The 15,454-nt window shown below is 70.4% G+C and carries 12 protein-coding genes; 5 read left to right on the top strand and 7 right to left on the bottom strand.

Going from position 1 to position 15,454, the window contains the following annotated elements; all coding sequences use genetic code 11:
- Positions 1-7: 7 nt before the first annotated feature.
- Positions 8-553, bottom strand: coding sequence for a D-glycero-alpha-D-manno-heptose-1,7-bisphosphate 7-phosphatase (locus WFG93_RS09460; protein ID WP_336646100.1), 546 nt, complete (start codon positions 551-553; stop codon positions 8-10).
- 173 nt (positions 554-726) lie between these two features.
- On the opposite strand from WFG93_RS09460, the gene WFG93_RS09455 reads away from it, so the two are divergent.
- A complete protein-coding gene (locus tag WFG93_RS09455; protein WP_336646099.1) occupies positions 727-1,677 on the top strand; it encodes a glycosyltransferase family 9 protein in 951 nt (316 codons plus the stop codon).
- 66 nt (positions 1,678-1,743) lie between these two features.
- Here WFG93_RS09455 and WFG93_RS09450 read toward each other — a convergent pair whose 3' ends face one another.
- A complete protein-coding gene (locus WFG93_RS09450; protein WP_336646098.1) occupies positions 1,744-2,559 on the bottom strand; it encodes a sigma-70 family RNA polymerase sigma factor in 816 nt (271 codons plus the stop codon).
- A 254-nt stretch (positions 2,560-2,813) separates the two neighbouring features.
- Between WFG93_RS09450 and leuS the strand changes: the two genes are divergently transcribed.
- The 4 genes from leuS to holA all read left to right on the top strand — a co-directional run bounded on the left by leuS (position 2,814) and on the right by holA (position 9,536).
- Positions 2,814-5,306 carry a leucine--tRNA ligase gene (gene leuS / locus WFG93_RS09445; protein ID WP_336646097.1) on the top strand — a complete coding sequence of 831 codons (2,493 nt, stop codon included), beginning with the start codon at positions 2,814-2,816 and terminating at the stop codon, positions 5,304-5,306.
- 107 nt (positions 5,307-5,413) lie between these two features.
- A complete protein-coding gene (locus WFG93_RS09440) occupies positions 5,414-6,148 on the top strand; it encodes a helix-hairpin-helix domain-containing protein (protein ID WP_336646096.1) in 735 nt (244 codons plus the stop codon).
- Positions 6,145-8,412: a ComEC/Rec2 family competence protein gene (locus WFG93_RS09435; protein WP_336646095.1), complete on the top strand. Its 2,268-nt coding sequence runs from the start codon at positions 6,145-6,147 to the stop codon at positions 8,410-8,412. The genes WFG93_RS09440 and WFG93_RS09435 overlap by 4 nt, the downstream gene beginning before the upstream one ends.
- An 89-nt stretch (positions 8,413-8,501) precedes the next feature.
- Positions 8,502-9,536, top strand: a complete 1,035-nt coding sequence (gene holA, locus WFG93_RS09430) for a DNA polymerase III subunit delta (protein WP_336646094.1) — start codon at positions 8,502-8,504, stop codon at positions 9,534-9,536.
- Between the two features lie 74 nt (positions 9,537-9,610).
- Here the strand turns inward: holA and rpsT are convergent, their stop codons facing one another.
- From rpsT to WFG93_RS09405, 5 genes are all read right to left on the bottom strand, one after another.
- A complete protein-coding gene (gene rpsT, locus WFG93_RS09425; RefSeq protein ID WP_336646093.1) occupies positions 9,611-9,871 on the bottom strand; it encodes a 30S ribosomal protein S20 in 261 nt (86 codons plus the stop codon).
- Positions 9,872-9,974: 103 nt separating this feature from the next.
- Positions 9,975-10,694: an alpha/beta fold hydrolase gene (locus WFG93_RS09420; protein WP_336646092.1), complete on the bottom strand. Its 720-nt coding sequence runs from the start codon at positions 10,692-10,694 to the stop codon at positions 9,975-9,977.
- A gap of 85 nt (positions 10,695-10,779) precedes the next feature.
- Positions 10,780-12,489, bottom strand: a complete 1,710-nt coding sequence (locus WFG93_RS09415; protein WP_336646091.1) for an ABC transporter family substrate-binding protein — start codon at positions 12,487-12,489, stop codon at positions 10,780-10,782.
- Between the two features lie 106 nt (positions 12,490-12,595).
- Positions 12,596-14,524: an ABC transporter ATP-binding protein gene (locus tag WFG93_RS09410; RefSeq protein ID WP_336646090.1), complete on the bottom strand. Its 1,929-nt coding sequence runs from the start codon at positions 14,522-14,524 to the stop codon at positions 12,596-12,598.
- A complete protein-coding gene (locus WFG93_RS09405; RefSeq protein WP_336646089.1) occupies positions 14,521-15,453 on the bottom strand; it encodes an ABC transporter permease in 933 nt (310 codons plus the stop codon). The genes WFG93_RS09410 and WFG93_RS09405 overlap by 4 nt, the downstream gene beginning before the upstream one ends.
- Between the last annotated feature and the right edge of the window lies 1 nt (position 15,454).

Below are 15,454 nucleotides of genomic sequence, written 5' to 3'. Positions count from 1 at the left end.
CGGCGCGTCACGAGAGCCCACCCGCATCCTCGAGCAGCAGCGCGACCGCGGCGACGAGATCGGGCACGACGACCGCAGCGGCCTGCACCTCATCCGGGCGGGTGCGGGAGGTGGGCACCAGCACGCCACGCGCTCCAGCGGCGGCCGCTGCCTCGACGTCAGCGCCGATGTCGCCGATCATCGCGACCTCGGCGGGGCACAGACCCAGCTCCCCGGCCGCGGAGCGGATCATGCCCGGCTGCGGCTTGCGACAGCGGCAGCCGTCGTCCGGCCCATGCGGGCAGTAGCGCCAGACGTCGAACGGGCCCAGCATCCGCTCCACCTGCGCGTTCACCGCCTCCACCTGCACGACGGTGAGGATGCCGCGCGCGATGCCGGACTGGTTGCTCAGCACACCGGTGCGCAGCCCCGCGCGGCGGGCCCGCTGCAGCGCCTCGCGCGCGTGCGGCATCGGCCGCACCCGGTCGGGGTCGCCGTTGTACGGCACATCCTCGATGAGGGTGTCGTCGCGATCGAACAGGATCGCGCGCAGGCGGGGCGAAGAGTCGTCCATGACAGAAGCACTTCCCCCTTCGACCGAGAAGCAAACTCCTCCGCGGCGACTTCTTCTCCACCTCCACCGCGGCGTGCTGCTTCGGCCGGCTGGTACGTGCGGCCCTCTGCCAGTTCGGCGCGCATCCCGCAAGGGCTTCGCGGCGAGTGCGCGACGGCGACCAAGATGAAGGGATGCGCCTGTTCACCGCTGCCGGATCGCGGCCCGTCCTGCTCGCCCTGCGTGCTCTCAAACTCGGTGACCTGCTCGTCGCGGTGCCGGCCCTGCACGGTCTGCGCCGGGCGTTCCCCGACCACGAGCTCGTGCTCGCGGTGCCGGGCTGGCTGCAGCCCATCGCAGAGCTCATCCCCGGCGTGGACGCGCTGCTGCCCACGCCCGGTCTCGACGACCTGCTGCCGCTGCCGCCGGGCGCGGTGGACGTGGCGGTCAACCTGCACGGCAACGGGCCCGAGAGCCGGGCCATCATCGACGCGCTGCAGCCGCGGCTGCGCATCGTCCACCGCTCGGCGTCGGATCCCGACGGCGTGCCCTGGCTCGACGGCATCCTGGAGCGCTGGCGCTGGGCGCGACTGGTCAGCGGATACGGCGCTGAGGCCGACGCCGACGAGGTGAGGATCGACGTGCCGGAGCGGGCGCCGCTGGTCGCCGGCGCGGCCGTGGTGCACGTGGGGGCCTTCTACGGCTCGCGCGCCTGGCCCGTCGAGCGCTTCGCCGAGGTGGTGCGGGCGCTGCAGCAGGACGGCGCGACGGTGGTGATCACCGGCGGTCCGGCCGATCGCGAGCGGGCGGATGCCGTCGGCCGGCTGGCCGGGCTGGATGACGAGCTGGTGCGCGCCGGGCGGGATGACCTGGTGGATCTCGCCGCGCTCATCGCGCACGCCTCGGTCCTGGTCTCCGTCGACACCGGCGCTGCGCACCTGGCATCCGCCTACGGCACACCGTCGACGATCGTGTTCGGACCCGCCTCGCCCGAGGAGTGGGGGCCGCCGCCGGGGCCGCACGTCGTGCTCACCGACGCGCGACTGCGCAAGGGCGACACCTTCTCGTCCGAGCCCGACCCGGCGCTGCTCGCCGTCACCGCAGATCAGGTGATCGAGGCGGCGCTCAGGGTGCGGCGAGGCTGAGGGTGCGGCGGCGCTGAGCCGCGGCTCCCGACCCGGGCCAGGGCTCAGCGCCTCGCGCCTCGCAGGTCAGGCGGCGAGCAGCTCCGGGCTCAGCCGGGACCGCAGCGTGGTCATGATCTTCGTCAGCAGGCGGGAGATCTGCATCTGCGTCACGCCGCACTCGCGGGCGATCTCGGACTGCGTGTACTCGCGCACGAAGCGCAGATAGACGATCTTCCGCTCGCGCGGGGTGAGCGCGGCACACGCGCGCTCGACGGCGACGCTCAGCTCGGCACGCGCGAAGTCGTCGTGGCCGGCGCGCAACGTCTCACCCAGCGCCGTCCCATCGCCCCCGTCAAGGCGCTGCGGGGTGTCCAGCGACAGCGGGCGACGGCCCTGCGTGCACTGCATCGCCTCCGCCACCCGTTCGACGGGGAGGTGCAGCGCGTCCGCGATCTCCTCGGGGGAGGGGTCGCGGCCCAGGCTCTGAGCGATGCGCGGCACCTCCGTGCGCAGCTGCACGCTGAGCTCCTGCAGCTGGCGGGGCGGCCGCACGACCCAGCTGCTGTCGCGCAGGTAGCGCTTGATCTCCCCGGAGATGGTGGGCACGGCGAACGAGACGATGTCGCCGCCGAGCGTCGGCTCGAAGCGCTGCACGGCCTTGGTCAGGCCGAGGTATGCGACCTGACGCAGATCTCGGCTGTCCTGCGCTGATGACCGGTACCGGCGCGCGACCGCGTCGGCCACGTCGAGGTACTCCAGCACCACCCGCTGCTGTGTGCGCCGACGCGCGTGCTCGGGCATGCCCTGCGCGCTGACCAGCATCTTCAGGGCGCGCGCGTTGCGCGCCTGGTTCTCCTCGGGAGTGCGCCGACGGCGCCGGGATGTCATCAGAGCCGACATGTCCACCTTCTTCCATCTGTCGGGGCGCGCGGAGCGGCCCAGTTCGCACCCAACACCAGTCCCGCAACGGCGGGAAGCGGCTTGCAGAAGCAGAGAAGCAGTAGTAGTAGTGAACCTTTGTTCGACAGCGAGATCGGCGGATGTCAAGTCGCGATACCCTGGACGGACCCGATTTCCGGGCTGTCCCGCATCGTCAGATTGGCCGTCACTTGTCTGAGCACTCCTCCGCCCCCCACACCGAGCACGCCGAATCGATGTCCGCACACGACATCCAGCTCAAGTGGCAGCAGCACTGGGCCGAGAACGAGACGTTCCGCGCCGGCGGGCACGACGACGAGCGTCCGCGCAAGTACATCCTGGGCATGTTCCCGTACCCGTCGGGCGACCTGCACATGGGTCACGCGATCAACTACCTGTACCCGGACATCGTCGCCCGGTACTGGCGTCACCGGGGGCGCAACGTGCTCAACCCGATCGGCTGGGACTCCTTCGGCCTGCCCGCCGAGAACGCCGCCATCAAGCGCGGCGCCGACCCGCGCGAGTGGACCTACAAGAACATCGAGCAGCACAAGGCCGGATTCCGCGGTTACGGGATGTCGTACGACTGGTCGCGCGTGCTGCACACCTCCGACCCGGAGTACTACCGCTGGAACCAGTGGCTGTTCCTGAAGATGTACGAGCGCGGCCTGGCCTATCGCAAGAAGAGCGCGGTGAACTGGTGCCCGAAGGATCAGACCGTGCTCGCCAACGAGCAGGTCGTCGACGGCCGCTGCGAGCGCTGCGGCACGGAGGTCGTGAAGAAGAAGCTGACGCAGTGGTACTTCCGGATCACCGAGTACGCCGACCGTCTGCTCGACGACCTCGACACCCTTGAGGGGCACTGGCCGCACAAGGTGCTGCAGATGCAGCGCAACTGGATCGGCCGCTCCACCGGCGCCGACGTGGACTTCGTCATCGAGGGCCGTGACGAGCCGGTGACGGTCTTCTCGACGCGGCCCGACACGCTGCACGGCGCGACGTTCTTCGTCATCGCGCCCGATTCCGATCTGGCCGCCGAGCTGGCATCCGGTGCGTCGGACGAGGTGCGCGAGCGGTTCCAGGGCTACCTCGAGACGGTGCAGAAGCAGAGCGAGATCGAGCGCCAGTCCACGGACCGGCCGAAGACTGGCGTGTTCCTCGAGCGCTACGCGACCAACCCCGTGAACGGGGAGCGGATGCCGATCTGGGCGGCCGACTACGTGCTCGCCGACTACGGCCACGGCGCCGTGATGGCGGTGCCCGCGCACGATCAGCGCGACCTCGACTTCGCCCGCGCGTTCGACCTGCCCGTGCGCGTGGTCGTGGACACCACCGTGCCGGGCGGCGCGAATGAGGGCGGCGATCTCGCCGAGCTCGACCCGGCCGACACCGGCGTCGCGCTGATCGGCAACGGCCGGATGACCGGGTCGGGTGACCTCGACGGTCTGGCCAAGGACGAGGCGATCGCGCGCACGATCGAGCGGCTCACCGCCGCCGGCACCGGGCGCGCAGCCAAGAACTACCGCCTGCGCGACTGGCTGATCTCCCGTCAGCGGTTCTGGGGCACGCCGATCCCGATGCTGCACCTCGAGGACGGCAGCGTCGTGCCGGTGCCCGAGGACCGGCTGCCCGTGCAGCTGCCCAGCGTGGAGGGCCTGGACCTGCGCCCGAAGGGGACCTCGCCGCTGGGCGCCGCGGAGTCGTGGGTGCGCACCGTCGACCCGGCATCCGGCGAGCCGGCGCTGCGCGACGCCGACACCATGGACACCTTCGTCGACAGCTCGTGGTACTTCCTGCGCTTCCTCTCGCCGCACAGCGACCAGTTCGCGTTCGACCCCGAGGAGGCCAAGCGCTGGGCGCCCGTCGACGGCTACTTCGGGGGCGTGGAGCACGCCATCCTGCACCTGCTGTACGCCCGCTTCATCACCAAGGTGCTCTTCGACCTCGGCCTGATCGACTTCGAGGAGCCGTTCTCGAACCTGGTGAACCAGGGCATGGTCATCATGGACGGCGCGAAGATGTCCAAGAGCAAGGGCAACCTCGTCGAGCTGTCCGACCTGCTGGGTCAGTACGGCGCCGACGCGCTGCGGCTGGGCCTCGCCTTCGCCGGCCCGGTCGAGGACGACAAGGAGTGGAACGGCGTCTCGCTGTCGGGTGCGCAGAAGTTCCTCTCCCGCGCGCTGCGCGTCGCTGACGAGACCGCGAGCCCGGTGGGCGCGGCAGCGGATGCCGGCGACGTCACACTGCGCCGCATCACGCACCGCCTGCTGGCCGATGCGCCCGGCCTGGTCGAGCAGACCAAGTTCAACGTGCTGGTCGCACGCCTGATGGAGCTGGTGAACGGCATCCGCAAGACGATCGACACCGGCGCCGGCGCGAGCGACACCGCGGTGCGCGAGGCCGCCGAGACGGTCGCGATGATCCTCGAGCTGATCGCGCCGCACACCGGCGAGGAGATGTGGGCTCGCCTCGGTCACCAGCCGTCGGTCAGCGCCGTGCAGTGGCCGGATGCCGACCCGGCGCTGCTCGTGGAGGACACCGTCACCACGGCCGTGCAGGTCAACGGCAAGGTGCGCGCCACGCTCGATGTGCCCGCCGACATCTCCGACGCCGACCTGGAGGCCGCCGCGCGCGCCGATGAGAAGGTGCAGCGTGCGCTGGAGGGCAAGGAGATCGTGCGCGTGATCGTGCGCGCGCCGAAGATCGTCAACTTCGCCGTCAAGGGCTGAGCCGGCACAGACCAGAGAACTCCTGCACATCGGCGGATGTGCAGGAGTTCTCCACATCGCCGACGGGCGCGGACTCTGGTTCTGCCTGCTCTGCGTAGCGTGGCGGAGTGCCCGCCGTCGATCACACCGATCAGGATGCCGCGGATCGCGACGCCCACGTGCGTGCGCGGCTGCGGCTGGGCCTCGGCGCCGCGGTCACCCTGGGCCTGGTCGTGCTCTCGGCGGCGGTCGGCTGGGGGATCCTGCGCGGTCAGTCAGCGCCTGCCGAGAGCATCCCGCTGGACGGCGTGTCCGCGACCGCGGACGCGGCGAGGGACAGCCCGGCAGCCGGTGGCCAGGCGCCGCGCGAGGGCGTGGACGCGTCGTCGCCGGACGGGCTCTACGTGCACGTGCTGGGTCGCGTCGCGCACCCGGGGCTGTTCATCCTGCAGCCGGACGCGCGCCTGGTCGACGCTCTCGCCGCCGCGGGTGGCACCCTCGAGGACGCCGACCTGCAGGCGGTGAACCTGGCCCGTCCGCTCAGCGACGGCGAGCAGGTCGTCGTGCCGCGCATCGGCGAGGCGCCCCCGCCAGTCAACGGCGGTGGCGGCACGTCGGGCGGCGGCACTTCCGGAGGCGGGACAGGCGGGGCGGCCGGCGCACCCGGTGACGGCGTGATCGACCTGAACACGGCCGACCAGACGGCGCTGGAGACCCTGCCGCGCATCGGCCCCGCTCTCGCCCAGCGGATCATCGAGTGGCGTGCGGAGAACGGACGGTTCCGCTCGGTCGACGATCTGCTCGCCGTTCCCGGCATTGGCGAGAAGCTGCTCGCCGGGGTGCGCGAGAAGGTGCGGGTGTGAACGATCTGCGCACGGTGCTGCTCGCCGCGGTGCTCTGGGCGGTGGCGCTGCCGCTGATCCACCTGCCCGCCCTCGCCGGGCCCGCGGCCGTGGTGCTCGCCGGCGGCGCCGGGGTCGTGCTGCTCCTGTTGCGACGACGCGGTGGTCTGGTCGTCCTTGTCCTGCTGTGCGCGGCAGCGCTGGCGACCACGGTCACGGCCGCCCAGCCGGCGCGGGAGCAGCTCGCCATCCACGACGCACATGTCACCGAGGCGGTGGTGGAGGTCGCCTCATCGGCGTCCGTCGGGACCGACGGGCGACTGTGGTTCGATGCCCGCACACTGCAGATCGGTCCGCCCGGCCGAATGCGCGCCCTGGCGGGGTCGGTGCGAGTCGGCATCGACCCGCTGCCCGGCGTCGACCTCGGCGCACGGCTGCGGGTGACCGGTCAGGCGAAGGCGGCGGATGCCGGTGAACGCGCCGCGCTCGTCGTCTTCGGCACCCGGGCGGAGGTGGTCTCGCCGGCATCCGGCGTGTTCGCCGTGGCCGCCGCGACGCGGGCCGACTTCGTGGCGCGCGCGGAACGACTGCCCGAGCCGGGCGCCGGACTGCTGCCGGGGCTCGCCGTCGGCGACACCAGAGCGGTGTCCGCCGAACTCGACGCGGCGATGCGGGCGTCCGGGCTCAGCCACCTCACCGCGGTGTCGGGTGCGAACTGCGCGATCGTCGTCGCCGCGGTGTTCTGGCTCGTCGCGCTGATGGGCGGGGGCCGCGGACTGCGCGTCGGCCTGTCGCTCGTCGCCCTCGCCGCGTTCGTCGTGCTGGTCACGCCCGAGCCCAGTGTGGTGCGCGCCGCGGTGATGGCAGCGCTGGCAATGCTGACCGTGCTGCTGGGGCGCCCGAGCGCGGGGCTTGCGATGCTCTCGCTCGCGGTGTGCGCTCTGCTGATCGTCGATCCGTGGCTCGCGGCGACACCGGGCTTCGCCCTGTCGGCGGCAGCGACCGCGGCCCTGCTCGTGCTCTCGCGTCCGCTGCTGCGCGGCCTCGGGCGGTGGATGCCGGCCCCGCTGGCCCTCGCGCTGTCGGTGCCCCTGGCCGCTCAGGTGGTGTGCGGGCCCATCCTCGCACTGTTCTCTCCCGCGCAGTCCGTGGTCGGCGTGGTGGCGAACCTCCTCGCCGCCCCGGCCGCTCCCCTCGCCACGGTGATCGGACTGATGGCGTGTCTGAGCGCACCGCTGCCCGTTCTCGCCGACCTGTGCGCGGCGGCGGCATGGCTGCCGGCGGCGTGGATCCAGACCACCGCGACGACCACGGCCGCGCTTCCCGGCGCGACGCTCACGCTCACCGCCGGTCCGCCCGCCGCGGTCGTCGTCGCAGGGCTGAGCGCGGCGGTGACCGTGCTGCTCGTGCGCACCCGCTCGCAGTGGTTGCGGTGGGCGGCGACCGCGGTGGTCGTGGTCGCGCTCGGCGTGGCGGGTGGGCGGATGCTGCTCGGCGGCCCGCTGGCGCCGCTGACCGCGCCCGAGGACTGGGCGGTCGCCGCGTGCGACATCGGGCAGGGTGACGCCGTGCTCTTCCGCTCAGCGGGACGGACGGCCCTGGTCGACACCGGCCCCGATCCCGACGCCCTGCACGAGTGCCTGGCGCGCACGGCGACCGAGCGCATCGACCTGCTCGTGCTCACCCACTTCGACCTCGATCACGTCGGCGGGGTCGACGCGCTCTCGGGGAGGGTGGACACCGTGCTGCACGGCCCCGTCGCCGAGCCTCGGCACCAGCGCATCCTCGATACCCTGGCCGCGCACGGGGCCCGCCTGATCCCGGCCGCCACCGGCCGGCACGGCACGCTCGGCGCCGCCCACTGGCGCGTGCTGTGGCCTCCGACGGACTCGGCCGCGTTCCCCAGCGGCAACGACGCGAGCATCGTGATCGACATCGGCGGCGGGGGAGTGCCGCGGATGCTGATGCTCGGCGATCTGTCCGCGGCGCCGCAGCGCCGGCTGCTGGCCGGCGGTCGGGTGCGCGGCGACTATGCGATCGTGAAGGTCGCGCATCACGGCAGCCGCGATCAGGAACCCGCGCTGTACGCGGCGGCGGCGGCGCGCGTCGGGTTGATCAGCGTGGGCGCCGACAACGACTACGGCCATCCACGCGACGAGACGCTGGCGCTGCTGGACGCTGCCGGGTCACGGGTGCTGCGCACCGACGAGCGCGGGCTCATCCTGCTCGCGCAGCGCGACGGGCAGATCGTCGTGTGGACCGAGCGCGCGGAAGCACCTGGATGAGGGCGCTCACTCGCATCCGCTCTCCCAACGCAGGCCGCCCACGATCCGCTCGACAGCGGCACGTCGGCGCCCGCGGGTAGGCTGGAGGCATGGCCGCACCACGCTCCGCCGCCGCCAAGGGGGCGAAGATCCCGCAGGTCTCCTGGCGCGATCCGCGTCCGGCGCCGATCGTGCTCGTGTCGGGTCCGGAGGAGGTGCTCGCCGAGCGGGCGATCGCCGGCGTGCGCGACTACCTGCGCGCTGAGGACCCCGCCCTGGAGGTCAGCGACATCCGTGCCGACGACTACGCCGCCGGCACCCTGCTCGCCCTCACCTCGCCGTCGCTGTTCGGCGAGCCCCGGCTCGTGCGCGTCTCCGGCGTCGAGAAGTGCTCCGACGCTTTTCTGCAGGAGGCCGTCCGCTACACCGAGGCCCCCCAGGAGGGCGCCACCGTGATCCTGCGCCACACCGGCGCCACGGTGCGCGGCAAGAAACTTCTTGACGCGGTGCGCGCGGGCGCGGGCGGCGGCATCGAGATCCCGTGCACCGCTGTGAAGCGGGACTCCGACCGCGTGGACTTCGCCGCCGGCGAGTTCAAGGCCGCGAAGAAGCGCATCCAGCCCGCCGCCCTGCGCGCGCTCGTCTCGGCCTTCGCCGACGACCTCACCGAGCTCGCCGCCGCATGCCAGCAGCTGATCGGCGACGTCGAGGGCGATATCACCGACGACGTCGTCACGAAGTACTACGGCGGGCGTGTCGAGGTCTCGGCGTTCGTCGTGGCCGACACCGCGATCGCCGGTCGCTACGGTGAGGCGCTGGTCGCGCTGCGCCATGCGCTGGCATCCGGCGCCGACCCGGTGCCCATGGTCGCGGCGTTCGCGATGAAGCTGCGCACCATGGCGCGCGTCGCCGGGCGGCGTGAGCCGAGCCGGCAGCTCGCGCCGCAGCTCGGCATGAAGGACTGGCAGGTCGATCGCGCGCGCAAGGACCTCGCCGGATGGAACGAGCGCTCGCTCGGCATGGCGATCCAGGCGACCGCTCGCGCGGACGGCGAGGTCAAGGGCGCCACGCGGGACCCGATCTTCGCGCTGGAGCGCATGGTCACGGTCGTCGCGACCCGCGACGCCTTCACTTCGACTCGCTGACGCTCGACATCCCCGGATACAGCAGAAGGTCCGCCCCACGAACGGGACGGACCTTCACAGCAGAGTGAGTCGGGTCAGAGCGAGGCGACCTGCTTGGCGATGGCCGACTTGCGGTTCTTCGCCTGGTTCTTGTGCACGACACCCTTGCTGACAGCCTTGTCGAGCTTCACGGACGCGACCTTCAGTGCGCTCTCCGCGGCCTCCTTGTCACCGGCGACGACGGCCTCGCGGGTCTTGCGGACGAGGGTCTTCAGCTCGCTCTTGACGGCGCGGTTGCGCTCCTGAGCCTTCAGGTTGGTCTTGTTGCGCTTGATCTGCGACTTGATGTTTGCCACGTGTGACGCTTTCTGTCTGGTTGGGATGGGAGTGCTGCAGACGAGAGAGGGCGCCGTACAGCGGTCGTGAGGGACGAACCCACACGCAAGCCAAGAGTCAATGTTACCAGGTGCCGAGCTTCGCCAGCGCCAGCCGCAGCACCGCGTTGAACACGTCGGGACGCATGGCGGTCACCAGGTGCGACGTGCGCGGCACGACGAACAGCTCGGCATGCGGGACCAGGCGCTGGAACAGCGCCTCATGCGCGCGCAGCTGGTCGAACTGCCCGTTCACGAACAGCAGCGGCACCTGGATGCGACGGATCGCCGTGGGCAGATCCAGTACGGCGAGGCTGCGCAGGGCGGCATCCTGCACGTCGAGCGCGTACCCGCCCGCGCCGAAGTCGTCCCGCGTCTCGGGCGGGATCGTCGCGGCCAGCATCCGGTCGGTGAGCCACCGACCCCGTCCTGGCAGTGAGTTCACCGCACCGGCGAGCAGCCGGTAGGCGCCGAGCGCCGCACCGCGGGGGAGCGCCGTGCACGACGCCGCCACCAGCCCCGCCACCGGCGGGACGTCGGCTCCGCCGGTATAGGCCAGTGACAGCAGTCCGCCCATGGAGTGACCCACCAGCAGGACCGGGCCGCGGTCCGCGGCGGCGCGCACCGCGCTGTCGAGGGTGTGCAAGGCCTCGTGCAGGGTGAAGTCCTCACCCATCCGCGTGCCGTGCCCTGGTAGATCCACGGCGTGCGCGGGGATGCCCTGCCCGGCCAGCCAGGCCAGCTGCGAGCGCCACATGGTGGCGGAGGTGCGGATCCCGTGCACGAGCACGACCTGGGCAGTCACCCGTCCAGCTTAGGAAAGTGTGCCGCTCTCGCACGAAAGCGGGGCCGGTGGATGATCCACCGGCCCCGCTCACATCGTGCAGTGCTTACTTCTCCCAGCCGACGTTCTCAACCGGCTGCACGCCGAAGAGGTCCAGGCCCACGTAGGGCTCGGGGGTCAGGTTGGCCAGACCCGTCTTCGTCGCGGAGATGGACGGACCGTTGTACAGCGGGATGAGGCCCCAGTCCTGGAAGATCTCGGCCTCGAGCTTCATGGCCGCAGCCGTCTGCTTCTCGGGGTCGTTGATCGACTCGACCTCTTCGTGGATGCGCTTGTCCATCTCAGGCGTCTGCACGCCCGAGAGGTTCAGGCCCATGTCCTGGCAGTACAGCTGGCAGAACCACGCCGCGCCGAACGGGTCGGACGAGGTGAAGCGCAGGCTGAAGATGTCCCAGTTCTTGGTGTTGTAGTCGTCGGCGAACTTGTTCGCCGGTCGGACGTCCACCTTGACCTCGATGCCGATGGCCTTCTCCTGCGCCTGGATCGACTGCGCGAGGGCCTTCTGCGTGGGGTCGTCGCTGTGGATCGGGTAGGTCACCGAGAGCTTGACGCCGTCCTTCTCGCGGACGCCGTCGGAGCCCTCCTTCCAGCCGGCCTCGTCGAGCAGCTTCTTGGCGCCGTCGACGTCGAACTTGTAGCCGGCCTCCTTGAGCGCGTTGGTGTAGCCCGGCTGGAACGAGAAGAGCGTCAGCGAACCGGCCGGCTCCTCCTCGTATCCGAGGCCGTTCCAGGCGATCTTCTTCTGCTGGTCGATGTCGATGGCCTTGAAGAAGGCTTCGCGCACCTTGACGTCTGCGAACTGCGGCTTGTCGGCGTCGACCTCGAGCAGCGTGTTGGCGGTCTGCTGCGCGCGGTAGATCTCGATGTCCTTCATGTCCTTGACCTGCGCGAGGCGGTCCTTGGTGCCCACGCCGACCATGTCGATCTCGCCGTTCTTGAACGCGTTGATCGAGGCCTGCGAGTCCATGCCCTTGAAGGTGACCTTGTCGAGCAGCGGCTTGTCGCCCCACCACTTGTCGTTCGGCTTGAACGAGATGTAGTCCTTGTTCGCGTCGAACTCGTCGACCGTGTAGGGACCCGCGCCCCACTCGGCGTGCGGGTTGTCGATCATCGCGGTGTTGAACGTGTCCGGGTCGGCCAGGGCCGGGTGGATGACGCCCGTGAGGAACGGCATCTGCGGCCAGGCGAACTCGCCCTTGAAGGTGACGATCGCGGTCTTGGGGGTGTCGCCCTGCTCGACCTTCTCGATCTCCTTGTAGCCGTCGGTGGCGTTGGGGACGAAGCCCTCGTCGGTCGAGCGGCTCGCCTTCCAGGTCGCGTCGATCGCGGTCCAGTCCATCGGCGTGCCGTCGTTCCAGGTGGCCTCGTCGGTGAACGTGAAGGTGATCTGCGTCTTGCCGTCGACGGTGTCGATCTTCCACTCGTCGAGGTACGCGTCGTGCTTGTAGGGCGTGCCGTCGGGCTTCTGCAGCAGGATCTGCGGCATGTACCACGCGGCGACGCGTGCGGTGTCGGCGCTGCCGTCACCGTGGAAGGCGTTCAGCTGCTCGGGGATCTCGTTGATCGGGAAGTTGACCGTGCCGCCCTCCTTGAGGTTCTCGCGGGGCTGCGGGTTGTAGTCCGCGGCCGAGGTCTCGACGGCGTCGCCGTCGTCGCCGCTGCCACCCTTGTTGCCGGTGTCAGAGGCGCACCCGGTGAGGACGAGTGCGAAAGCGCCGGTGAGTGCCAGCGCTCCCATCAGCTTCTGCTGCTTCATGGTGCTCCTTTCGCCTTGCGGCGTGTCATATGGGGAGAATAGTTCGCGCTTCCGGACATGCGGCGGCCGCGACAGTGAATCGTGACTAACTGTTATCGGACGGTGATCAGACCGTTGCCGGACGCGTCGACATGGTCTCCGGATCGAACACGACGCGCTGACGGGTGCGCTCGATGTCGGGGTCGGGCACGGGGATCGCCGACAGCAGCGCCTGTGTGTAGGGGTGCTGCGGGTTGTCGAAGACGTCGTCGACATCGCCGTGCTCGACGAACTCGCCGAGGTACATCACCGCGACGCGGTCGGCGATGTGGCGGATGACCGAGAGGTCGTGGGCGACGAACAGGTACGACAGCCCCAGCTTGACCTTGAGCTCGTCGAGCAGGTTGATCACGCCGGCCTGGATCGACACGTCCAGCGCCGAGACCGGCTCGTCGAGCACGATGATCTTCGGGTTGGTCGAGAGCGCGCGGGCGATGCCGATGCGCTGGCGCTGACCACCCGAGAACGCGCCGGGGAAGCGGTCGCGGTGGGCGGGGTTCAGTCCCACCAGGTCCATCAGCTCGTGCACTCGGGCGTTGACCTCGTCCTTGGCCATGCCGATGGCGCGCATCGGCTCGGCGATGATGTCGGTCACGGTCATGCGCGGGTCGAGCGCACCCATCGGGTCCTGGAAGACGATCTGGATGTCGCGGCGCAGCCGGCGCTCGAGCTTGCGGTCGTGCAGCTCGTTCACGCTCGTGCCGGCGATGATGATGTCGCCGTCGGCCTGCTTCTCGAAGTCCATGATCTGCAGCAGTGTCGTGGTCTTGCCCGAGCCGGACTCGCCCACGATCGCCATGGTCTCGCCCTCGCGCACATCGAAGCTCACGCCCTTGACCGCGTGCACCTCGCCCACCTTGCGCTTGAGGAAGGCGCCCTTGGTCAGCGGGAACGTCTTGACCATGTTGCGCACCTCGAGCGTCACCGGGCGCTGCTCGCGCGGGGTGCGGGTGAGATCGCTCTCGGGGATCGGGGCGACCGGGTACACCGGCAGGCCGCCGATGCGCGCGTCGTCGTCGATCTCATCGGCGCGGATGCACGCCGCCAGGTGCGACTGGCCGCCGCCGGTGGCCACCGGCAGCAGCGCAGGCTCGCCCTGCACGCACGCCGGGATCGCGATGGGGCAGCGCGCCGCGAACGGGCACGCGTCTGGCAGGTCGATCAGCAGCGGCGGGTTGCCCTTGATGGGAGTCAGGGGCTCCTTCTCGACCTTGTCGACGCGGGGGATCGCGCCGAGCAGTCCGATCGAGTACGGCATCCGGGTGCGGTGGAACAACTCGTGCGCCGGGGCGTGCTCGACGGGCTTGCCGGCGTACATCACCATGACGTCGTCGGCCGTGCGCGCCACGACGCCCATGTCGTGGGTGATCATGATCACCGCGGCGCCGGTCTCGTCCTGCGCCTTTTCGATGAGGTCGAGGATCTGCGCCTGGATGGTCACGTCGAGCGCCGTCGTCGGCTCGTCGCAGATGATCAGACGCGGGTTGTTCGCCATCGCGATGGCGATGACCACGCGTTGGCGCATGCCGCCGGAGAACTCGTGCGGGAACGACTTCATCCGCTTCTCGGGCTCGGGGATGCCGACCAGGCGCAGCAGCTCGAGCGAGCGGTCCCAGGCCTGGCTGCGCGACAGGCTGCGATGCACGGTGAGCGCCTCGATCAGCTGATCGCCGATCGTGAACACCGGCGTGAGCGAGGTGAGCGGGTCCTGGAAGACCATCGCCATGCCGTTGCCGCGGATCACCGACATCTGCTTGTCGGTCTTGCCGAGCAGCTCCTCGCCCTCGAACTGGATGGACCCGGTGACGCGCGCGTTCTCGTCGAGCAGGCCCATGATCGCCAGCGAGGTGACCGACTTGCCCGAGCCGGACTCGCCCACGATGCCGAGCGTCTTGCCGGCCTCGAGGTCGAACGAGACCCCGCGCACGGCGTCGACGCGGCCGGCCTCCGAGGCGAAGCTGACCTTGAGGTCACGGACGGAGAGTACGTTGCTCATGCACGGCCTCCCGCCGCAGAGGTGGGATCGAGGGCATCGCGCAGACCGTCGGCGACGAGCGCCATCGACACGGTCAGCAGGGTGAGGGCCAGGGCGGGGAAGTAGAACAGCCACGGTGCGCTGGTGACGCTGGCCGCCCCCTCGCCGATGAGCGAGCCGAGCGAGACGTCGGGGATCTTCACACCGAAGCCGATGAACGACAGGCCCGTCTCGGTCATCACCGCGGCCACCACGCCGAGGGTGAAGTTGATCACCAGCAGGGAGCCGACGTTCGGCAGCAGGTGCCGCAGCACCACGCGCATTCCAGGGACACCCATGTAGCGCGCGGCGTGCACGTACTCCCGCTCTCGCAGCGACAGCGCCATGGTCCAGATCACGCGAGCGGGGAAGAACCAGCCGGTGAAGATCAGCGCGAGGGAGATCACCCGCCAGTCGCCGCCCGCGTCGTTGGAGACCAGGGCGAGGATGAGGAAGGTCGGCACCACCATGAAGAAGTGGATGATGATGAGCGTCACCCGCTCGACGGTGCCGCCGAAGTAGGCCGCCGCGGTGCCGACGATCGCCGAGATCACCGTGACGCCGACGGAGACGACGAGGGCGATCATCAGCGAGCGCTGCAGGCCCACGAAGGTCTGCGTGAAGGTGTCGTTGCCCGAGGCGTTCGTGCCGAAGAAGTGCTCGGACGAGGGGCCCGTCGACAGATTCAGGAAGTCCATCTCGTTGACGTCCCAACGCGCGAACAGCGGCACGATGAGGGAGGCCAGGGCGAGCACGACGAAGACGACGATGCCGAACACCGCCGGCTTGTTGCGCATGAAGCGGCGCGTGTACAGCGTCCATTTCGACAGCTGCTTGGTGGGGATCCGCTCTGCCGTGGTGTCCGGTCCGACCGGCGGCTGGATCTCGGAGTCGATCATCTCGGTGGTCATG

The sequence above is a fragment of the Microbacterium sp. USHLN186 genome, assembly GCF_037145155.1.
In the GTDB taxonomy this organism is placed as follows: Bacteria; Actinomycetota; Actinomycetes; order Actinomycetales; family Microbacteriaceae; genus Microbacterium.
The sequence above is the reverse complement of the archived record's forward strand: the minus strand, read 5'-3'. Positions and strand labels throughout refer to the sequence as shown.